The following is a 20,891-nucleotide window of genomic DNA, read 5'->3' as shown; positions in this document are numbered from 1 at the left end:
CGGCGTCAGACCTCCGTGGCGGTGGCGAGCATCGCGACGGAGATCTGCCACAGCCGGGCCGCGCTCCGGGGATCCAGGGCATGTGCGGCGACTCCGCGGCGCACTCCGGGCCGATGCGGTCCGGCCTCGTTGCAGTCCTCGAAGTAGCGCCCGGTCACCCGCCCGGTCAGCGGTGAGGCGGCGAGCAGTACCGAGGTCGCGGCGCCCTGCTCGATGTTCTTCCAGGAGACGTCGGTGCTGGTGGCCTCGAACGAGCTCGGGCTGTTGGAGATGTCCCCGATGTGGCGGCCGAGCCGGGTGGTGGTGATGCGGCCGGGGTTGAGGGCGTTGACGGTGATCAGGTCGGACGCCCAGCGACGGCTCGCCTCGACGGCGAACAGGACGTTGGCGGTCTTGGACTGGCTGTAGGCCGCCCAAGGGTCGTAGGGGTGCTGCTCGAAGTTGATGTCGTCGAAGAGCACGTCGCCGTTCACGTGGCCGACCGAGCTGACCACGACCACGCGGGCCCCGCGTGCTGCCGCCAGGGCGCCGTGCAGGCCGGTGGCGAGGGCGAAGTGGCCGAGGTGATTGGTGGCGAACTGGAGCTCCCAGCCCTCCTTCGTCCGCTGGAGCGGCGGGGCCATCACTCCGGCGTTGAGGACCAGGATGTGCAGGGGCCCGCGCCAGGCTTCCGCGAAGGCGCGCACCGAGGCCGGGTCGGCGAGGTCGAGCGTCGCGGCGTGTACCGCACCCGAGCCGTCGGCCGGGGCGATCTCCTCCGCCGCCTGTACGCCCGCGACCAGGTCACGGACGCCGATGGTGACCTCGGCGCCGGCGGCGGCCAGGGCGCGCGCGGTCTCGCGTCCGATGCCGGAGGCTCCCCCGGTGACGACGGCACGCAGGCCGGTGAGATCGACGCCGGCGAGCACTTCGGCGGCGGTCGTCTCCGCTCCGAACGGGGTGGTGACGAGCTGGTCGGTCATGACGTTCTCCATGAGGGCGAGGGAAGCGGCCGGCGCGTGCGTGGCCGGTGGCACGGAGGCACGAGGCCGCCGTACGCTGCTATCCGGAACTGGTTCCGGTTCGCTCTCGACACTAAGCGGAACCGGTTCCGCTTGCAAGCGAGGTCGAGAAGGGAGTCGGAATTGACCGGCAACGAGGGGGACGCGGCAAGCCCGGGCAGGGCCCTGCGCGCCGACGCGCGACGCAACGAGGACCGGCTGCTGGAGGCGGCCGCGGCCGCCTTCGCGCGCGAGGGAGCGGGCGCCTCGGTCAAGGACATCGCCCGCCGGGCCGGAGTCGGCGTAGGCACGCTCTACCGCCGCTTCCCCTCCAAGGAACTGCTGATCGAGGCCGTCTACCGGCACGAGGTGCAGCGCCTGTGCGAGGCGGCACCGGAACTGGCGGCCACCCGGCCGCCCTCGGACGCGCTGCGAACCTGGATGGAGCGCTTCATCGACTTCATGTCCGCCAAGCAGGGCATGGCCGACGCACTGCGCGTGGTGCTGACCGACGACAACGAGAAGCTGCAGACCCGCGCCCTTCTCGCCGAGGCCGTCGACCACCTGCTCACCCCGGCCAGGGAACAGTCGGTGGTGCGGCCGGAGGTCGACGCCCGGGACGTCCTCATGGCCCTCGGCGGGATCACACTCATCGCCGCCGGCGAGGAGCAGCGCGACCTGGCGACCCGACTCATCGGGTTGCTCCTGCACGGCGTCGTGACGAGCTGACCCGACGGGGCGGCCACCGGGCCGGCCGCGGGCCCGGGGCCGTCTTCGGCACCGGGGCCTCACATTCCGAGGGGCTGTGTCGTCGGTCTGCTGGAGGTCGCCCTCGGGGCGGACCTCACCCGGGCACCCCCGTGTGGATCCCGCCCGAGGCCGTCGATGGAACCAGCGAAGGAAGTACCCGTCCATGGAACCCGTGAACGTCGCAGTGATCTACTACAGCTCGACCGGCAGCGTGCACGCGCTGGCGCAGGCCGCGGCCGAGGGCGCCGAGAAGGCCGGCGCCCGGGTGCGGCTGCGCAAGGTCGCCGAGACGGCCCCGCCGGAGGCGATCGCCGCCAACCCGGCCTGGGGCCGGCACGCGCAGGACACGGCCGACGTCGCCGAGGCCGGGCACGACGACTTGATCTGGGCCGACGCCGTCCTGTTCGGCACTCCCGCCCGCTTCGGCAACCCCTCGAGTCAGCTCAGGGCGTTCATCGACACCACCGGCCCCTTGTGGTTCGCGGGCAAGCTCACCGACAAGGTGTACTCGGCCTTCACCGCGAGCAACACGGCCCACGGCGGACAGGAGTCGACCCTTCTGGCGCTGGCGAACACCTTCTACCACTGGGGCGGCATCATCGTTCCTCCCGGCTACACCGATCCCATTCAGTTCCAGTCGGGCAACCCGTACGGCACCTCCCACGTGGCGGCCGACGGCCTGCCCGGCGACGTGGCCCTGCAAGCGGCCCGTCACCAGGCCCGGCGCACCGTCGACACGACGGCGCTCCTCAAGGCCGGCCGCGCCGCCTAGGCGGCGCGCTCCCCGGCCGCCCCGGAAGCGGGTGCGCAGGGTCGCCCCTCAGGCCGGGCTGAGCGGATGGGGCGCCGTGGCGGAGCGGGGCGGCCAGGCCTGCGGGGAGAGGATGCCGAGGACATAGGCGCGGGCGACCAGCGCCGGACGGGTCGCGGCGCCCAGCAACTCGCGCAGCCTGCTGAGGTGGTAGTCCACGGTCTGCCGTGACAGGTGGAGCGCCCCCGCGATGTCGGCGTTGCTCCGCCCGGCGGCCAGCAGGGCGAGTATCCGCACCTGGGCGGCCGTGAGCGACGCGTGCTCCTCGTACCGCAGCCCGAGATGCGTGACGACGGCCCACACGCCGGGCGTGCGTTCGGCGGCGTGGCGGACCGTGGTGAGGTGCACGCGGGCTCTGCGCAGGAAGCCGTCTCCGTCGACGAGGACGGCGCAGACGCGTGCGCTGCGCCGCCGGCCGTCGACCAGGTCACTCCAGATGCGGTGCAGTGCGGCCCGCTCCGGGGTGTCCGCCAGTAGACGGTCTGCGGACCGACCGATCAGTTCGGAGAGGCGAACGCCCAGTAACTCGGCCATGGCGGCGCTCGCTTCACCCACCCGCCCGTCGGCGGACATCCGGACGCACGCCAGTCCGCTGTGGTCCCGCAGTGCCCGCAGGTCCTCCTCCGCCCGTCGCCGTTGTTCCAGGGTCTGGGTGTAGTCGGTGATGTCGACGTAGATCCCCGCCACACAGCGGCGTTCGCCCCAGCGGACGGGGAAGCGGTGGCCCGCGGCCTGCCCGGAGGAGCCGTCGGGCCGCCGATAGGTCAGGGTGTGCCGTACGGGCTTGCCGCCGGTCAGGACGTCCTGGTCGAAGCCGAAGAAGCGGGCGGCGTCGTCGGGTTGGTCGACGTCGGCGAGGTGACGGCCGATCATGGCGTCGCGCGTGGTGCCGTACAGGTGGGCGTAGGCGTGATTGACCCACAGGTGACGGCCCGTGGCGTCGCGGACGAACGCCGCGGCGGGCGTGAGGTCGGCGAACGAGGCGTACGGATCCGGCTCGTCGGACCGGCCGCCCACTTCGACGGCCACTCCCCTGCTGACGCGCCGACGCGCGCCGCCCCGGCAGTCGGGCCAGTTCACGTCGAAGGTCCGGCCTTCGAAGCAGGCCTGGTACGGGCCGTCGCCCGATGGTCGGGCCGGGTCGCCGAGTTCCGCCGAGAGGGCCTCCAGGAAACGGTGCGCGGTGCGCTCGTCCTCGAACGCGCCGCCACCGCTGTCGACCACTCTCAGTCCACCGTCGGCCTCCCACCAGGACACTGGCAGGGGCGCGAGAAGCGACTTGAAATCGGCCTCGTCCACGGCCCAACTCCTTCAACGTTCGATCACATTACTTTGAGTGACACCACATGCGTATCCCGTGTGCATGTCAAGCATGCCCGGCGGGCGCGGACGGCTCGGCGGCGCACCCCTCCACCCGGAACGGGCACTAACGCATCACGGAACCTTCACAGGCCGCCAACCGCCGTCACGAGTACGGCATTTGCCTGAGGGGTTCGCGCTCTCCGCGGCCCAGGACGCGCACACGGGCTGCTTCGCTTGAAGGAGCGCACACGGACCGCGGGACAGCGGTCGTCGTAGCGGCGCGGGTGCACCCACGGCCGCCGTGCCGGCGGACGGCGCGCCCCGCGCCGGTTCCCCGGAAGCAGAGGAGTTGGGTATTCGTGAGCAAGGTGCTGTACGTGCACGCCAAGGGCGGCCCTCCGGTGGGCTACGCCCTGACGCGGGTGGCCGCGCGGTCCACGGTGCACCTGCTGGCACTCAGCGAACTGCCCGTCACCGTCGGGGTCGACGCCGGGCAGATGTGCGCCTCGGTCGTCACCCGCGCGGACGCCGACCGGGGCGACCTGGTGGACCTCATCGCGGACCGTGCCCGCGAGGTGGGCGCGGACGCCGTCGTCACCTTCTCCGAGTACGCGGTGGTCGCGGTCGCCGAGGCGGCTCGGCGCCTCGGCCTGAAGGGCGCCGGCGCCGCCGCGGAACTGGCCCGGGACAAGCGCCTGATGCGTGCCGTCTGGGAGCGCCACGGCGTGCCGCAACCCCGGTTCCGCGCCGTGCGCACGGCCGCCGAACTCGACGCGGCCGCCCGCGAGCTGTCGTATCCGCTGCTCCTCAAGGCGGCCTGGAGCGCCGGCTCGACGGCGCACCAGATCATCACGACGCCCGCCGGTGTCCAGGAGGCGTGGCAGCGCTCGCGCGCGGTCATGGCGCAGTCGGCCACGCTCGGGTTCGCGGAGCTTCATGTGGCCGGTGCCGGCGAGGACTTCATCGTCGAGGAGATCGTCACCGGGTGTGCCGAGGAGTGGTTCGACGGCGCCGGATGGGGCGACTACGTCAGCGTCGAGGGTGTCGTCGTCGACGGTGTCTTCCGGCCGGTCTGTCTGAGCGGCCGGATGCCGACGGTCGCGCCGTTCACCGAGCGCGCCGGCATCACGCCTGCCGATCTCGGCGCCGAGGCCCAGGAGCGCGTCGTCGCCCTCGCCCGCGGCGCCGTGGAGGCCCTGGGGCTGGAGAACTGCGGCACCCACACCGAGATCAAGCTGGGGGCGGACGGCCGCATGTGGGTCATCGAGACGGCCGCGCGCTTCGGCGGAGCGATGACCGTGCCGCAGATCGAGGAGGTCTTCGGGCTCGACCTGGTCGGCATGTTCACCGACCAACTGCTCGACAGGGAGCCCGCCTGGCCCGCGCGGGCACTGTCACCCGCCGACGCCGAGGGCGCCGCCGGATCCCTGGTGGTGCTCGCGGTCGACGGCGACGGCGAACCCTGGGGACGCCGGCATGTGTGGGACGCGGCCGCGGTCGTCCGTTCCGCGCCGCTCGGCTCCGGCAGCACGCTGTCCGTCGTCGCCGAGAGCTCCCTGCCGGACGGCACCACCGTGCCGGTCTACGACCCCGCCGCCGGGGCCAACACCATGGCCGGACTCTGCCTGTTGTCGGCCGAGGTCCCGCAGGCCGTCGTCCGGGACTTCACCGCCCTCGTGGACGCGCTGCCGCACATCCTGCCCGCCGACGCCACCGAGGGGGTCACGGCATGACCCTCGCACTGGACGACGCCGAGACGCCCGGGGCTTCAGGGGACCGCACGGTCGTCGGCGCCAACCTGTCGCTGCCGCTGTTCCGGGCCCTGTCCGGGACGCTGGCCGGACACCCGTACCTGAAGGTCGTGGTGGACCGTACCGAGCACACCTGGCATCTGCTCGACACCCGGGTGCACCCCTTCCACGTCAACTACATCGCGACCCGGATCCTCGGCCTGACGCTCGACGAACTCGACGCGGACCTAGACGCGTTCAACACCTCCGTCTACATGGACCCGGAGCGCCGCTTCCTCCTCGGCGTGCTGTCGCTGCACACCGACGAACGGGCCGAAGACCCCGAACGCCCCTTCCTGGTGCTGGAGACGACCGAGGCGGACACCATGCACGGTGCGCTGCTGGAGGAGTTCTACCGCTATGTGCGCGGCCGGGTCGACGGACGGCTTCCCGTGCTGCTGAAGCCCGCCAACCACGGCCAGGAGCACGAACTGGCGTCGGTGAGCGAGGCCGTCGTGCCGCGCATCCTCAGCCACGAACTGTTCGGCCATCGCACGCGCACCTGCCTCAACCCGGGCGAGGCCGAGGGGCGCCTGCGCCACTTCCGCACCACGAAGGAGTACGAGGCCGCCGCCGCGGAGCTCGGCTGGTCCGACATCGTCGCCATGGCGTGCCTGCCCGACGACATACCCCGCGTCGCCGGATTCATCAACACGGCGCCCATCACCCCGCTGTCGCACACCAATGTCCTGGCCTCGGGCTGGCGCATCCCGAACGCCATCGTCCGCGACCTCGACACCCTTGTGGGACAGGACGGCCTGGACGGCGCGTGGGTGCGCTACCGCGTCGCCGAGGACACGATCACCCTGGAGCGGCTGGCCGGCCCACCGGTCCTGCACAAGCCCGCCTGGCACCAGCAGCGCATCCGCGTGGAGACTCCGCTGCTGGCGGAGGCCCCCGTGCTGGCGCTGCACCGGCTGCGCCGGGCCGACCGCGACAGTTACGGCACCAAGGCCGCCAACCTGGGGGAGCTGCACCACGTACTGGACAGCCGCACCGCCGACCTGACCACCTTCTACGCGCGTCCGCGTCCGCCGCGTGCCGACCTGCTGACGCATCTGGCCACCCGTCTCGGGGAGCCGTGGGCGAGTCCGGAACGCCTGCGCGCCGCGGCGGTGGAACGGGTGGCGGACACGGTACGGGCACCGGAGGGCGTCGCTCTGCCGTTCCGCCTGCACCACCTGTTCCTCACCTCGTCGCCCGCCCTTCAACAGGGCATCGGCAAGCTGAAGATGGCCCTGGAGCTCGAGGCGTTCGACGTGCTCGACCCGCTGTGCCTGCACCTCCAGCATCTGGTGCGCGGCACTCCGATGCCCGACGAGGTGGCACGGGCGGTCACCGGCGCCGTGCCGGGCCTGCTGGCCGACGGCCGCCGCCTCGTGGTCCGTTCGTCCTCCAACGCGGAGGACCTGCCAGGATTCTCCGCCGCCGGCATCTACGACTCGGTGACCACCGTGCGCGGCACGGAGCAGCTCATGGACGCGGTCCGCCAGGTGTGGGCCTCCCTGCTGTCGCCCCGCAGTGTGCGCCTGCGTCACCAGGTGGGCATCTCGCTCGACGACACCTACATGGGCGTGATCATCCAGGAGTACCTGCCGGCCGACCTCGGAGGCGTCCTGGTGACCTGCAACCCGACGCGTCGCGAGGACTTCCGCAACGTCTACCTCAACTGCACGCCCGGATCGCCGGAAAGGGTGGTCGACGGCACGGTCCTGCCGCAGCAGTACCTCTACAACACGGTCGAAGGCGGCGGACGCACGGTCGACATCGGTTCCGCGGGCGTGGACCTCCCGCCGACCACCCGGGCAGCACTGGCCGAACTCGCCCTGGCAGGGAGGCTGTTGCAGTCCCATTTCAGCCAGGAGGACCCGGACGACGCGCTGGACGTCGAGTGGCTGATGACCGCCGACGGGACGTTCCGGCTGGTCCAGATCCGCCCCTACTCCCGGTGAGGGGCCGCATGCCGAAGCCGTGGGCACGTCCCCCGGAGGCCGCCCTGCCCGCCGCCGCCCGGCGCATCATCCGCCTGAACAACGGGTTCCAGCTGCTGTTCAACCTGCTGTGGTGGATGCCCGTTTTCTACGCCTACCAGCGGGACGCAGGCCTCTCCGAGGACCAGATCTTCGGCATCCAGAGCATCTACTACGTCGCGTTCTGCCTCTTCGAGATCCCGACCGGGGCCGTGGCCGACCGCATCGGCGCCCGCAACTGTCTGCGTGCGGGCGCGGTGGTGATGACGGCGGCGAACCTGACGCCGGTGCTGGCTCCGTCGTACACGGGGTTCCTCGTGCACTTCCTCGCCATCGCGGCGGGACGTTCACTCACCTCGGGCGCGGCGAGCGCCTACCTGTACGACGGACTGCGCGCCGAGGGGGCGGACGCCCACTACCTCAAGGCGGAGGGCACGGCTCGCGCGCTCGGACTCGCCGCCAAGGTGCTGTGCTGGCCGCTCGTCGGGCCGCTGATGCTGTTGCTTCCGCAGGCGCCGTACGTGCTCAGCGCGGCAAGTGCCGCCGGGTCTCTCGGCTGCGCCCTGGCCCTGCCGCGCCTCGCCCCGCACGGCGAGGACTCCGTACCGGTTCCGCGCGAACGGCGACCCGGGGGCTTCCTGCACGACACGCGTGCCGCGCTGGGCGTGCTGCGGGCCTCGCCCTTGCTGGTCCTGCTGATGGTGCAGGGCGTGGCGGTCTTCACCCTGTCGCGGATCTGCCAGGTCAATCTGTTCCAGCCGGTGCTGCTCGACCACGGCATCGGGGAGAGCACGCACGGCAGTGTGCTCGCGGCGATGACGGTCGCCGAGGCGGTCGCCTCGGCCCGCCCGCAGTGGCTGAGCCGCAGGCTGTCACCGGTGTCGTGGGTGTCACTGCTGAGCGTGGTGCTCGCCGCGGTCCTCGCGGGCCTCGTCATGGGCGGTCCCTGGACCGTGGTCGCCCTGCTGTGCGCGTTCGCCGCCGTCACCGGGTTCGTCTATCCGGTGCAGCGCAAACTCATCAACGACGCCATCCCGGCGGGCGCGCCGCGCGCCACGCTGTTGTCGGTGGAGAGCATCGTGGACCGCGGGGTGTGCGCGCTGGCCGCGGTCGCGGCGGGCGCGTACCTGGCGGCGGGCCGTCTGGACGCACTGTTGTGGCACAGCGCCGTGATCACGTGCGTGCTGATACCGGTGCTCCACCTGTCGTTGAGCCGTCTGCGTCGCAAGTCCCCGCGTGCCGGGGACGGCAGGGGCGACGCGACCCCTCGGCCTCCCGACGAGCCGGTTCCGTTGCCCGTCGACGAGGGCGCGGCGCCCCGCGCGTGAGACGGTGGCCACCGGTGCCCGATCCCGGTGGCCACCCGCGCGCTCCGTGGTGGTGGTCGTCCCGTGCGGAGTGCGTGTCACTCCGGCGTCCGGCGCCGGCCCGTTCCGCCGACTGCCGTCGCGCCGGACAGCGCCCGCACCCCGCGCTCCGCGGCCGGGAGGGCGGCTGCCGCCCGCGCACGGGCCGTCCGGCCTTCCCGCTCGGCCTGTTGGGGGTGCCGGCTCTGCCAGTAGGGGTTGTCGTGCGAAAGCTTGCTGGAGACCCGGCCGTACATGCCGAACGTCGCGATGACCAGGCCCATCACAAAGCTGAAGATCACGTTGGTCATGCCGAAGCCGAGGACGTTGGCGGGCTTGTCCAGCACGAAGACGTGGGCGAAGCCGCTCAGGACGAACAACGCGCCCACCACCATGTTGAGGGTGGAGGCGAAGTTGCCGCCGATCACGGCTCCCGCGAGGAGCGCCACACCCACCACCGTGGAGATGACGCTGAGCGCGACGTTGGTGGTCATGCCCGCGATCGTGTGACCCGCCGTGGCGAAGGGGCTCAGGGCGTCGGCGAAGCCGAGGCCCGCGAAGGTGAGCAGGACCAGTCCGCAGAAGCCGGCGCCGTACCGGTAGACGGTCGCCAGGTGGTGGTCGACGGGGAGCTCATCTTGTAGCTTCATGCCCACGATTCGCCCGGTATCGCATAAATGGATGCGATTTCGCAGCATGTGCGGTTGCCCGGTGCGCGCGGCACGATGGGCTAGCCGGAGCCCTGCCGCAGCAGGACGAGCTCTCGGTTCATCTCGGCGAGGAAGCGGACGACCACCGCCAGCTCCTCGGGGGTGAAGCGGTCGCGCGCCGCTCCCGTGCTGCGGGCCAGGGGCTGGAAATACTCCCTGGCGATCTCCTTGGCCGCCTCCGCGTAGTGCAGGTGGACCACGCGACGGTCGTCGACCGCGCGGACCCGGCGGATGTGGCCCGCCTTCTCCAGCCGGTCGATGCAGGCGGTCACCGCTCCGGAGGTCAGGTTGAGCTGCTCGCGCAGCCTGCCGGGCGTGATGGGCCCCTCGTCGGCGTCGGCGTCCAGGATCGCGATCAGCGCCTGCACGTCGGTGAGGTGCAGCCCCTGCGCCTGAGCGAACTCCTGGGCGATGCGGTTGAACTCGCCGTTCATCCGGCGCAACAGGACGGCGAAGGACTGCAACCCTGCCGGGTCGTCTCCGGGAAGAGAGGGCGATGGCACGCCGGAACCGCTCATGTCCTCAGTATAGGATCACTCAATCATTGAGATACTTGATGAGTGACTTACTTCCCGAAGGCTTGAGATGCTGATGAGAACCGCACCGCGTTCGGCCCGCTGGCTCGTACCCCTCGCTCTGCTGTTCGTCTGGCTGGCCGTGGGCGGCACGCTCGGCCCCTACGCGGGCAAGCTCGGCGAGGTCGCGACCAACGACCAGGCGGCCTTCCTGCCGCAGAGCGCCGAGTCCACCAAGGTCCTCAAGGCCCGTGAGGCCTTCGACCAGTCCGAGACGCTGCCCGCCGTCGTGGTCTGGACGGCCGGCGGGAGCCGCACGACCGAGGCCCAGCAGGCAGCCGCCACCGAGGCCGTCGCCGAGCTCGCCTCGGACACCGGTGTCACCGGCCGGCCGTCGCCCGCCCTGGTCTCCGACGACGGCAAGGCCCTTGAGGCGGTCGTCCAGCTCGCGCCCGACCTGGGCGACAGACTGCCCGCGGTGCTCGACAAGGTGCGGGCCGCGGCCGACAGCGTGCCCGGCACCGAGGCGCAGATCGCCGGCCCCGCGGCGAGCCAGGCCGATCTGTCGGACGCATTCGCCGGCATCGACGGGCTGTTGCTGGGCGTGGCCCTCGGCGCCGTGCTGCTGATCCTGCTGCTCGTCTACCGCAGCGTCCTGCTGCCGTTCGTGATCATCCTCGGGTCCGTGTTCGCCCTGGGGCTCGCGTGCGCGGTCGTCTACGCGCTGGCGGACCGGGACGTGGTCCGGGTGGACGGCCAGGTGCAGGGCATCCTCTCCATCCTGGTCATCGGCGCCGCCACCGACTACGCGCTGCTGCTGGCGGCCCGCTTCCGCGAGGAACTCGCCGTGCGGGGCGACCGGGTCGCGGCCGCGACGGCGGCGGTGCGCCGCTCGTTCGGTGCGATCACCGCAAGTGCCGCCACCGTGGCGCTGGCCCTGCTGGCCCTGCTGGCCAGCGACCTCACGAACAACCGCGCCCTCGGGCCGGTCGGCGCCATCGGCATCGTGTGCGCCGTGCTCTGCACCCTCACCTTCCTGCCCGCCGTACTGGCCCTTCTGGGCCGGACCGCCTACTGGCCCTCCAAGCCCAAGGCGTCGGACGGCTCCGTCGAAGGGCACGGGGTGTGGCGCCGCGTCGCCGCCCGGGTCGACGCAAGGCCGCGTCGGACCTGGGTGGTCACCGCGCTCGTCCTCGCCGTCTTCGCGGCCTTCTCCCCCACGCTGACCGCCAAGGGCGTGCCGCTCGACGAGATCTTCGTGAACGACGCGCCCTCCGTCGCCGCCCAGAGGACGCTCGGCGAGCACTTCCCGGGCGGTTCCGGCAACCCGGCCGTCATCATCGCCGACGCGGGCCGTGCCGCCGAGGTGACGGCCGCCGCGAAGGACACCGAGGGCGTGGCGTCGGCCGGGGCGGTCTCCGCGGCGGGCCGGCCCGGCGCCGGTGACCCGAAGGTCGTCGACGGGCGGGTACGCATCGACGCCACCTTGAAGGCGGCGGCGGACGGCGACGCCGCCAAGCAGACCGTCGAGCGGCTGCGGGCGAAGGTGCACGCGGTGTCCGGGGCCCACGCGCTGGTCGGAGGTTTCACCGCCCAGCAGTTGGACACCCAGCAGACCGCCGCCCGCGACCGTACGGTGATCGTACCCGTCGTCCTCGGCATCATCCTGCTGATCCTCGTCCTGCTCCTGCGCTCACTGCTCGTACCCGTCCTGCTGGTCGCGACCGTCGCGCTCAACTTCCTCGCCACGCTGGGGGTTTCGGCGCTCGTCTTCGAGCATCTCCTCGGGTTCAGCGGCACGGACGCGTCGGTACCGCTGTACGGGTTCGTGTTCCTGGTCGCCCTCGGCGTCGACTACAACATCTTCCTGATGTCGCGGGTACGGGAGGAGGCGCTCGTGCACGGCACCCGGCAGGGCGTGCTGCGTGGGCTGACCACGACCGGAGGTGTGATCACCTCGGCCGGTGTGGTGCTCGCCGCCACGTTCGCGGCGCTGATGGTCATCCCGCTGGCCTTCCTCGTGCAGATCGCGTTCATCGTGGCCTTCGGCGTCCTGCTCGACACGCTCGTGGTGCGCTCGCTCCTGGTCCCCGCGCTGACGATCGACATCGGACCGCGGGCGTGGTGGCCCAGCGGCCTGACCCGCCGCGGCGCCGGACCCGTGACCGGGGCGAAGCAGCCGGAGAAGTCCGCTTCCCCCGCCGGCTGAACGGGCGGATCCGGGCGGGTCGTGCATCCGCCGTCGGTACCGGGTGTGAAGTGGTCCGGCGAGTACGGGTGCCGCCGGTTCGGACAGGTCTGCGGCCGGGACCGACGAAGGGATGCTCATGCACTGGCTTTTCGGCGATCAGCTCGGACCGCACTTCCTGCGCCCGTCCCAGGACAGTGGTCTCACCCGCGACACGCCCCTGCTGATGATCGAGGCCCGGTCGGTGTTCCGGCGCCGCCGCTTCCACCGGGCCAAGGCGCACCTGGTGCTCTCCGCCATGCGCCACCGGGCGGCGGAACTCGGCGACCGGGTCACGTACGTCCGCGCCGACACCTACCGGGAAGGACTGGAGAAGGCGGCGGGCGGCGACCAGGTGACCGTCCATCACCCGACCTCGTACGCCGCCGTACGGCTGGTGCGCTCCCTGCCCCACGTCACCATGGGGCCGCCGCGCGGGTTCCTGGTGCCCTTGGACGAGTTCGCGGCGTGGGCGGACGGGCACGGCGGCCGGCGACTGCGCCAGGAGGACTTCTACCGGTGGGTGCGGCAGGGGCACGAGCTGCTGATGGACGGCGACGCCCCGGCCGGCGGCCGCTGGAACTACGACCACGACAACCGCGAGCCGCCGCCCCGGAAGACGCCCGCCCTGCCCGTGCCCGCCCCCTACCGGCCGCGCGAGGACGAGATCGACGACGAGGTCCGGCACGACCTCGACCACTGGGAGCGCGACGGTGACGTGTCCTTCGTCGGACGGGACGGCCCACGGCTCTTCCCCGCGACCCGTGCCGAGGCCCGGGAGGCGCTGCGGCGCTTCGTGGACCGGCGGCTCGGCACGTTCGGCCCGTACGAGGACGCCATGCTCGCCGCCGACCCCGTCATGAGCCACAGCCTGCTGTCCGCCTCCCTCAATCTCGGTCTGCTCGACCCCGGCGAATGCGTGGACCGCGCCGAAGCGGCGTGGCGGGACGGCCGGGCACCGCTGAACAGCGTCGAGGGCTTCGTCCGGCAGATCGCCGGCTGGCGCGAGTACGTCTGGCAGCTGTACTGGTACTTCGGCGAGGAGTACCGGCACACCAACGAACTGCGGCACACCGAACCGGTGCCCGGCTGGTGGGACGACCTGGACGCGGACGACGTCCACGCGCGCTGTCTGCACACGGTCCTGTCGCAGGTGCGTGACACGGGATGGACCCACCACATCCCGCGGCTGATGATCCTCGGCAGTTACGCGCTCCAGCGCGGTTGGGACCCGGCCGCCGTCACGGACTGGTTCCACCGGAGCTTCGTGGACGGCTACGACTGGGTGATGGTGCCCAACGTCGTCGGCATGTCCCAGTACGCCGACGGCGGCCGCATGACCACCAAGCCGTACACGTCCGGCGGCGCCTACGTGAACCGCATGAGCGACCTGTGCGGACCCTGCGCCTACCGCCCCGGGGACCGCACCGGCGCACACGCCTGCCCCTACACCGCGGGCTACTGGAACTTCCTCGACCGGCACCGCGCCAGACTCGAACACAACCACCGCACCGCCCAGGCGGTCAGAGGCCTCGACCGCCTGCCCGACCTCGACGAGGTCCGCCATCAGGAGCACGCCCGCGGGGACTCACCGCCGTAGGCGGGCCCAGCCGCGGCGTCGTCGGGCTGCGTCATGCTCATTCCTGATCACGGCCCACCAACCGGTGGGCCTCTCCGACTGGATCGGTGTCGACCCCAAGGACGGGTGCGGCCCGTGCGCAGCGGTGCCGGGAAAGCGCCATGGTCCGCCACCCCTGGAGGTCACGTCCTGCTCGCGCGGCGTGGTGCCGACCGGCGCCGTCGGCTCGTCAGCGACTGGCCCGCTGGGCGGTCACGATCGTGTCCATCGTCTGTTCCGCCCCCACGAGCCGCTGCACACGCTCGGAGAAGCCCGGGAACTGTGATGCGATCCTGGTCAGGAACTTCAGCTCGACCGGAGCGACGTTGATCTCGGCGATGTCGCGCTCGATCGCCCGCATCACGCCCTTCACGACCCGCTCCGGGGAGACGGTGCGGGCGCCGCCCGGCGCCGACGCTCCCGTCTTCGCGAACATGCCCAGATCGCGTACGAAGCCCGGCTGGACGATCGAGACACCCACGCCGGTGCCGTGCAGGTCCTGGCGGAAGGAGAGCGAGAAGCCCCGCAGACCGAACTTCGTCGCGGTGTACATCGACGAGGACTTGGTGGCCGCGACCCCCGACAGCGAGCCGACGAAGCAGATGTGGCCGCGGCCGCCGGCGACCATGGCGGGAGCGAGCAACCGCGCGAGCACGGCGGGGGTGCGCAGGTTCACCGCGATCGCCCGGTCGATCTGTGCGGGCGTGTAGTCGAGCACGTCGCCGCTGGAGGGCAGCGCCGCGTTGGCGATGAGGATGTCCGTGCCGGCGGCCTCCTCCGCGAGGCGCTGCACGTCGTCGGCGTCGGCGAGGTCGGCCAGGATCGTTCGGGCACCGTAGCGTTCCGCGAGGGGTTCCAGTGCCTCGCGGCGCCGTCCGGTGAGAATGAGGTCCGCCCCACGACGGGACAGCTCGGCGACGAGCGCCCCGCCGATGCCTCCGGTGCCACCAGTAAGCAGAACAGTTGCCCCAGCAATGCGCACGACTACCCTCCGGTCTTGTTCGTTCGAACGAACAATAGAGATGCCGGGCGAGCGTGTCCACCGTCGTCCCGGGAACGGGCCCGGCCGGTCCGGTCGTTGAGGCCGTCCCGGCCGTCGGCGGCACGGCGTCGTCACCCCGGGAGCACAGCGCGGTGGGCGCCTCCGGCACCGCCCGGCGACCCGCGCCCGGCCCCGCACGGCACACCATGCCGACCGCCGTCGGCACTGGTGGAACAATGAGGGGCATGCCGAACGCCGCCCTCGCCGCCCCGACGCGTCAGCGCATCATCACCGCCGTCCTGAAGATCATCGGCGCGGACGGTCTCTCGGCGCTCACCAACCGGCGCATCGCCAAGGAAGCGGGCGTGTCGCTCGGTTCGGTCACCTACCACTTCGAGACCCAGCACGAACTGCTGAGGGAGAGCCTGCTGCACTTCGTGCGCGAAGAGGCCCGGCACTTCACCGAGCTGGCCGACCAGTGCCAGACCGACGGCATCGACATCGAGGAAGCGGCGCATCTCGCCGGCCAGGTGGCGTGCAGCGCGGCGCTCGACAGCGCCCATCTCGCACCCTTCGAGCTCTACCTGCACGCCGGGCGCGACGAGCGGTTGCGGGAGGCGGCGGCGGAGGCGTTCCGTGCGTACGACCGGCTCGCCACCCGGATCCTGACCGCCCTGGACGTCCCGGACGCCGAACGCCTGGCGTCGACGACGGTCGCGCTCGTGATGGGTCTGCAACTGCGACGCCTTGCGACGGGCAGCCCGGCGGACGACCTGGTCGACGCGCTCCTGCTGCTCGCGCGCGGGGCTGCCGCCCGCCCGCCGGAGCAGGACGGTGGCCGGACCTGAGCGCCGCAGCGCCGGAGTCCGGCGGGTCCTGCGCATGCCACGGACACCGGGCGCCGGAAACCGGCAGGGCTATAGCCTTCCCGGATGAGTGACCAGCTGTTGGCCGAGGCACACCGGTTCCTGGACTGGGCCCGGGAGCAGGGCGCCGATCTGGACGGCACCGACGGGAGCGTCTGGTTCGTCCAAGGCGCCCTCGAATCGATGGCCGAGGAGACGGACGAGGAGCCGTCGCTGCGGGTGGTCAAGTGCCTGGCCTACTCGGTGTACTTGGCGGAACTGCTCGCGGACACGTGTCGCGGTGTGCGCCGTGTCGTCGACGGCGAGGGCATGACCTTGCGCGCGGTGCTCGCCGTCCGGGAGGACGGGGTGGCGCAGTTCCCCCTGTCGTGGGTGCGGAGCTGTATCGACGACCCGCGGGCCGACAACATCGGCTTCAAGTTCGCCGGCGCTCTGAGGGACTTCGGCGAGGAGGAGCGCGCATCGGACATGCACGCGCAGGTGACGGAGTACGCGGAGCTCAAAGGCCTTTGAGGGCGCGGCCCGCCCGACGGCTTCCCGTTCGACCCGCGCTCCGTGGACGGGTATCCGGCGATCGGCCATCTGCCGCCGGCCGACACGAAGCGCGCCGCCGGCGCCTACCGCGCCGTCCTGGTCCGTCTCGACCGGGATTTCCGGTACGACGTCCAAGAGCTCATCGAGAAGCTCGAGTTCGAGCACGAGGGGTGGGAGTACGCCACCAAGAACGTCGACCGGTACACGCAGGACACGCTCTTCCTCAAGCCCACCTGACCGTCCACCGTCGCGAGGGGCCTGCGAGCCGCGGCACTGCCCACCCGACCCTTCTACAGCACTGTAGATTGTGACGTGAGGGCGGCAGACGTACCGGCCCCGTCCGTCACCGGGAGAGAGTAGATCTGATGTTCGGCTTGAGCGAACTGGCCCTGATCCTCATCGTCGTCATCGTGGTCGTCGGCATCAAGAAGCTGCCCGAGCTGACGCGTTCGGCGGGGAAGGCGGCCCGGATCTTCAAGAGCGAGTCCAAGGCGCTGAAGGCGCAGGACTCCCCCGAGGCGTCACCGGGTCCGGGGCGGGTCGTCCCGGGCACGGTCGTCGAGCCCGACGATCCGTCCGCGCGTTCCTGACGAGCCGGCGGTCGGCCGCATCGCCCGATGCGGCCGACCCCGTGTCAGGCCGTCTGCGGCTGAAGGAACCGGGCCAGCAGGTCGTCCAGGCTCACCATCCCGGTGAGCCGGCCGGACTCGTCGCGGACCACGGCCAGTGAGGCCCGGCGCCGGCGCAGCAGCTCGATCGCGTCGCCGACCGTGGTCTCCTCGCCCAGTTCGGGCACCGGGCGGGCCAGGCCACGGGCGCTCGTGGCGCGGCCCCGGGCACGGGCGACCAGGGCGTCGCGGGCGTGGACGGAGCCGAGGACCACGCCGTCCTCGTGGACGAGGAGCCGGGTGCGATCGCTGTCGGCGGCGACCCGCAGGATCTCGGCGATGTCGGCCCCGCCGTCGACCGAGGTGATGTCCGCTGCGGGGATCCGGAGTTCACGGACCGGGGTCTCGGGCTCGGTGAGCGAGCGCGTCAGCAGCTCGGAATCGGTCTCGCTGATCAGGCCCAGCCGCTCGGACTCCTCGACGAGATGGGTGAGCTGTTCCCGGTTGTGGACCGAGACCGCCTCGCCGCGCGGGGTGACCCGGCACAGCCGCACCAGAGCGTCGCTGATCCGGTTGAGCAGGGCGATCAGCGGCCGTACCGCCTTCACCAGCGTCCAAAAGGGCGGGGCGAGGAGCATCGCGGAGCGCTCCGGGTGCGCGATGGCCCAGGACTTGGGGGCCATCTCACCGACCACCATGTGCAGGAACACCACGACGACCATGGCGACGGCGAACGCGACGCCGTAGCCGAGGGCGCTGGGCAGGCCCAGGTCGTGGAGCAGGGGGTCCAGTTCATGGGAGATCGCGGGCTTGGACACCGAGCCCAGCCCCAGGGTGCAGATGGTGATGCCGAGTTGGGCGCCGGCGAGCATCAGCGACAGCTCTCGGATACCGGCCAGGGCCGCCTTGGCGCCGCGCCGCCCGTCGGCCACGGCCTTCTCCACGCGGTGCCGTTTGGCGGCGACGAGCGCGAACTCGGCGGCCACGAAGAAGCCGCTGCCGATCAGCAACAGGACGGTGACGAAGAGCGCCGTCGGGAAGCTCATGCCTGCTCCTCCTCGTGGTCCGCCGCGGGCAGTCGCTCCAGGCGGACCCGCTCGGGCACGTGCCGGTCCAGGGTGCGTACCTCGATGACGGCGCGGCCGCCGTCGGCCAGTTCGACGGTCAGCCGGTCCCCGACGGCCGGGAAGCGGCCGAGCCGGTCCACGACCAGCCCGGCCACCGTGTCGTAGTCGTGTTCCTCGGGCAGTTCGATGCCGGTCGCCTCCGCGACCTCGTCGAGGCGGCGGCCGGCGTCCACCAGCCAGCCGCCGGCGTCGGCGGTGGCGAGCTCCGTGACCGTGTCGGACTCGTCGGCGATGTCACCGATCAGTTCCTCGGCGATGTCCTCGTAGGTGACGACGCCCGCGACTCCGCCGTGCTCGTCGAGGACGACCGCGAACTCGTCGTCGTGCTCCCGCATCCGCTCGACCGCGTCGGGCAGCGGGAGGACGTCGGGCAGCAGCAGCGGCCGCCGGGCGAGGGTGCCGGCGGTGGTGGCGGCGAGGACCCCGGCGGGCAGGCGCATCAGCTCGCGCACGCCCAGAACGCCGGTGACGTCGTCGGGATGGTCGCCGAACACGGGGTAGTTGGAGTGCCCGTGCTCGGCGATGAGGTCGACCGCTTCGGCGGCGGAGGCGTCCTTGCGGACGAAGACGGAGTCCGCCCGCGGGACCATCACCTCGTCGAGCGTGCGCTCGGAGAACTCGAGGGCATGGTCCAGCAGGGCGGCGGTGTCCTTGGGCAGCTCCCCCTGCTCGTGGGACTCACCGATCAGGTGGCCGAGTTCCTCCAGGGTCGCGCCGTGGTGCAGTTCCTCGACCGGTTCGATGCCGACCCTGCGCAGGAGCCTGTTCGCCGCACCGTCGAAGATGCGGACGACCGGGCCGACGACCTTCAGGTACGTCAGAGTGGAGGCGGCCAGCGTTTTGGCCAGCCGCTCGGGGACGGCGATCGCGAGGTTCTTCGGTGCCAGCTCACCCAGCACCATCTGCACCACCGTGGCGCCCACGAAGGCGAGGACGACGGAGATCACGCCGACGGCCGCGCCGGGGACGCCGAGGCCGGACAGCGCGGGTGCGAGCAGGGCGGACACGGACGGCTCGGCGACGAAGCCGACGACCAGGCCCGTGACGGTGATGCCGAGCTGCGCGCCGGACAGCATGAACGACAGCCGCTCCAGCACCTTCAGGGCGCGGGCGGCTCCGCGGTCGCCGGCCTCGGCCTCACGGGCGAGGGCGAGCCGGTCGGCGGAGACGTAGGCGAATTCCTGGGCGACGAAATAGCCGGTGCCGGCGGTCAGGACGAGGACGGCCAGCAGGCCCAGCAGGGCTTGCGCGACACTCATCGAACACCACCCCGCCGTGTGCCGCGATCACGCTCTCCGTGGCGGGATGGTCGGGGACAGTGCCCCGAGGGGTCCGTCGATCTGGCGGACAAGGGGTGGCTCCTCGTACTCGGCGTGTATGCGGAACAACGATCGTGGCCCGATGCACGTTCCCGGTCACTGTCCCCCGCACCACGCACCCCGCGCCCCGCGCCCCGACAAGGAACCCGCCGCCCGCATGCGATTGGGTGACCATGCGGACGGCGGGGGTGCGTGACCGTCGTCGTGCGGGGCGACGGTACGGGGCAGGACCGTCCTCAGACGTTGACGCCGAAGTCGGAGGCGATCCCGGACAGGCCGGAGGCGTAGCCCTGGCCGACGGCGCGGAACTTCCACTCGGCGCCGTGCCGGTAGAGCTCGCCGAAGACCATGGCGGTCTCGGTCGAGGCGTCCTCGGACAGGTCGTAGCGGGCGATCTCCTGACCGCCGGCCTGGTTGACGATCCGTATGAACGCGTTGCGGACCTGGCCGAAGCTCTGGCCGCGGTTCTCGGCGTCGTGGATCGAGACGGGGAAGACGATCTTGTCCACCTCGGCCGGCACGCCGACGAGGTTCACCTTGATCGACTCGTCGTCGCCCTCGCCCTCACCGGTGAGGTTGTCACCGGTGTGCTCCACCGAGCCGTCGGGGCTCTTGAGGTTGTTGTAGAAGACGAAGTGCTGGTCGGAGAGGACCTTGCCGGAGGCGTCCAGCAGCAGGGCCGAGGCGTCGAGGTCGTAGTCGGTGCCCGTGGTCGTACGCACGTCCCAGCCGAGTCCGACGAGGACGGCGCTCAGGCCGGGCGCCTCCTTGCTGAGTGAGACGTTGCCGCCCTTGGACAGGGAAACTCCCATTGCTGCTCTCCTCCGTTGAACCGCCGTCCTCCGCGCGCGGCGGACCCGGCGGGGCTGGTCGTCCGGGGTCCGAATCTACAACAATGTAGAAGTTGCTGGGAGGGTGAACCTCTGTATCTCACTACGATGGAGCGGCTGTTGAGCCGTTCACGCGGAGGAGCGCGGTTCACGGCTGGACAGGGAGGCAGAGTGGGGACGCAGGACATGGGCGGCGATCCGGGGCAGGACGCGCCCGCTCGTCGGCGCGGCCAGGGCGAACTGGAAGCGCAGGTGCTGGCCGCTCTGCGCCGGTCGCCGGAGCCGGTGACGGCCGGCTGGGTGCGGGAGCGCCTCGGCGGTGTCCTCGCCTACACCACCGTCATCACGATCCTGACGCGGCTCCAGGCGAAGGGCTTGGTCACCCGGAAGCGGGCGGGCCGGTCCTTCGCGTGGAGCGCGGCCACGGACGAGGCGGGTCTCGCCGCTCACCGCATGCGCCGCGTCCTGGACCGTGAGACCGACCGCGAGGCGGTCCTGGGGAGCTTCGTCTGCGGCCTGCCCCAGCAGGACGAGGAACTGCTGCGCAGGCTGCTCCAGGAGACCGCCGGCCACGACCCCGAGCGCGCCGAGGGACGGGAGAGCTGA

General features: G+C 71.7%; 19 protein-coding genes and 1 pseudogene. 12 read left to right on the top strand and 8 right to left on the bottom strand.

Annotated features, from left to right (window positions below):
• Positions 1-5: 5 nt before the first annotated feature.
• Positions 6-962, bottom strand: coding sequence for an SDR family NAD(P)-dependent oxidoreductase (locus ABEB03_RS24920; protein ID WP_345653571.1), 957 nt, complete (start codon positions 960-962; stop codon positions 6-8).
• 162 nt (positions 963-1,124) lie between these two features.
• Between ABEB03_RS24920 and ABEB03_RS24915 the strand changes: the two genes are divergently transcribed.
• Positions 1,125-1,709, top strand: coding sequence for a TetR/AcrR family transcriptional regulator (locus ABEB03_RS24915; RefSeq protein WP_345653568.1), 585 nt, complete (start codon positions 1,125-1,127; stop codon positions 1,707-1,709).
• A gap of 184 nt (positions 1,710-1,893) precedes the next feature.
• A complete protein-coding gene (gene wrbA / locus ABEB03_RS24910) occupies positions 1,894-2,502 on the top strand; it encodes an NAD(P)H:quinone oxidoreductase (RefSeq protein ID WP_345653566.1) in 609 nt (202 codons plus the stop codon).
• Positions 2,503-2,550: 48 nt separating this feature from the next.
• Here the strand turns inward: wrbA and ABEB03_RS24905 are convergent, their stop codons facing one another.
• A complete protein-coding gene (locus ABEB03_RS24905; RefSeq protein WP_345653563.1) occupies positions 2,551-3,840 on the bottom strand; it encodes a PAS domain S-box protein in 1,290 nt (429 codons plus the stop codon).
• Between the two features lie 362 nt (positions 3,841-4,202).
• On the opposite strand from ABEB03_RS24905, the gene ABEB03_RS24900 reads away from it, so the two are divergent.
• From ABEB03_RS24900 to ABEB03_RS24890, 3 genes are read left to right on the top strand one after another with little or no spacing between them, the layout of a single operon-like run.
• Positions 4,203-5,576: an ATP-grasp domain-containing protein gene (locus ABEB03_RS24900; RefSeq protein ID WP_345653560.1), complete on the top strand. Its 1,374-nt coding sequence runs from the start codon at positions 4,203-4,205 to the stop codon at positions 5,574-5,576.
• Positions 5,573-7,585, top strand: coding sequence for a PEP/pyruvate-binding domain-containing protein (locus ABEB03_RS24895; protein ID WP_345653558.1), 2,013 nt, complete (start codon positions 5,573-5,575; stop codon positions 7,583-7,585). The genes ABEB03_RS24900 and ABEB03_RS24895 overlap by 4 nt, the downstream gene beginning before the upstream one ends.
• Positions 7,586-7,593: 8 nt before the next feature.
• Complete coding sequence (locus ABEB03_RS24890; RefSeq protein WP_345653555.1) at positions 7,594-8,931, top strand: MFS transporter; 1,338 nt, start codon at positions 7,594-7,596, stop codon at positions 8,929-8,931.
• 77 nt (positions 8,932-9,008) lie between these two features.
• Here ABEB03_RS24890 and ABEB03_RS24885 read toward each other — a convergent pair whose 3' ends face one another.
• A complete protein-coding gene (locus tag ABEB03_RS24885; protein WP_345653552.1) occupies positions 9,009-9,599 on the bottom strand; it encodes a DUF4383 domain-containing protein in 591 nt (196 codons plus the stop codon).
• Between the two features lie 80 nt (positions 9,600-9,679).
• Entirely contained in the window at positions 9,680-10,177 is a 498-nt protein-coding gene (locus tag ABEB03_RS24880; protein ID WP_345653549.1) for a MarR family winged helix-turn-helix transcriptional regulator, read from the bottom strand.
• 73 nt (positions 10,178-10,250) lie between these two features.
• Between ABEB03_RS24880 and ABEB03_RS24875 the strand changes: the two genes are divergently transcribed.
• Positions 10,251-12,383 carry an MMPL family transporter gene (locus ABEB03_RS24875; protein ID WP_345653546.1) on the top strand — a complete coding sequence of 711 codons (2,133 nt, stop codon included), beginning with the start codon at positions 10,251-10,253 and terminating at the stop codon, positions 12,381-12,383.
• 118 nt (positions 12,384-12,501) lie between these two features.
• Positions 12,502-14,001, top strand: a complete 1,500-nt coding sequence (locus ABEB03_RS24870) for a cryptochrome/photolyase family protein (RefSeq protein WP_345653543.1) — start codon at positions 12,502-12,504, stop codon at positions 13,999-14,001.
• 208 nt (positions 14,002-14,209) lie between these two features.
• On the opposite strand, the gene ABEB03_RS24865 is transcribed toward ABEB03_RS24870, so the two are convergent.
• Positions 14,210-15,001, bottom strand: a complete 792-nt coding sequence (locus ABEB03_RS24865; protein ID WP_345653540.1) for an SDR family NAD(P)-dependent oxidoreductase — start codon at positions 14,999-15,001, stop codon at positions 14,210-14,212.
• Positions 15,002-15,246: 245 nt separating this feature from the next.
• Between ABEB03_RS24865 and ABEB03_RS24860 the strand changes: the two genes are divergently transcribed.
• The 4 genes and pseudogenes from ABEB03_RS24860 (at position 15,247) to ABEB03_RS24845 (ending at position 16,991) form a co-directional block, all read left to right on the top strand.
• Complete coding sequence (locus tag ABEB03_RS24860; protein ID WP_345653537.1) at positions 15,247-15,849, top strand: TetR/AcrR family transcriptional regulator; 603 nt, start codon at positions 15,247-15,249, stop codon at positions 15,847-15,849.
• A gap of 84 nt (positions 15,850-15,933) precedes the next feature.
• Positions 15,934-16,380 (top strand): hypothetical protein, encoded by a 447-nt coding sequence (locus ABEB03_RS24855; protein ID WP_345653534.1) that lies wholly within the window; start codon positions 15,934-15,936, stop codon positions 16,378-16,380.
• A gap of 30 nt (positions 16,381-16,410) precedes the next feature.
• Positions 16,411-16,638: pseudogene (locus ABEB03_RS24850) on the top strand (DUF7691 family protein); the annotation flags it as partial.
• A gap of 128 nt (positions 16,639-16,766) precedes the next feature.
• A complete protein-coding gene (locus tag ABEB03_RS24845; RefSeq protein ID WP_345653528.1) occupies positions 16,767-16,991 on the top strand; it encodes a twin-arginine translocase TatA/TatE family subunit in 225 nt (74 codons plus the stop codon).
• A gap of 44 nt (positions 16,992-17,035) precedes the next feature.
• On the opposite strand, the gene ABEB03_RS24840 is transcribed toward ABEB03_RS24845, so the two are convergent.
• From ABEB03_RS24840 to ABEB03_RS24830, 3 genes are all read right to left on the bottom strand, one after another.
• On the bottom strand, positions 17,036-18,055 hold the full coding sequence (locus ABEB03_RS24840; RefSeq protein ID WP_345653526.1) for a hemolysin family protein: 1,020 nt from the start codon (positions 18,053-18,055) through the stop codon (positions 17,036-17,038).
• A complete protein-coding gene (locus ABEB03_RS24835) occupies positions 18,052-19,395 on the bottom strand; it encodes a hemolysin family protein (protein WP_345653523.1) in 1,344 nt (447 codons plus the stop codon). Before ABEB03_RS24835 ends, ABEB03_RS24840 begins: the two co-directional genes overlap by 4 nt.
• Positions 19,396-19,691: 296 nt before the next feature.
• Positions 19,692-20,267, bottom strand: coding sequence for a TerD family protein (locus ABEB03_RS24830; protein ID WP_028799890.1), 576 nt, complete (start codon positions 20,265-20,267; stop codon positions 19,692-19,694).
• A gap of 204 nt (positions 20,268-20,471) precedes the next feature.
• On the opposite strand from ABEB03_RS24830, the gene ABEB03_RS24825 reads away from it, so the two are divergent.
• Positions 20,472-20,891, top strand: coding sequence for a BlaI/MecI/CopY family transcriptional regulator (locus ABEB03_RS24825; RefSeq protein WP_345654745.1), 420 nt, complete (start codon positions 20,472-20,474; stop codon positions 20,889-20,891).

The organism is Streptomyces siamensis (assembly GCF_039543605.1).
Taxonomy (GTDB): Bacteria; Actinomycetota; Actinomycetes; order Streptomycetales; family Streptomycetaceae; genus Streptomyces; species Streptomyces siamensis.
The sequence above is the reverse complement of the archived record's forward strand: the minus strand, read 5'-3'. Positions and strand labels throughout refer to the sequence as shown.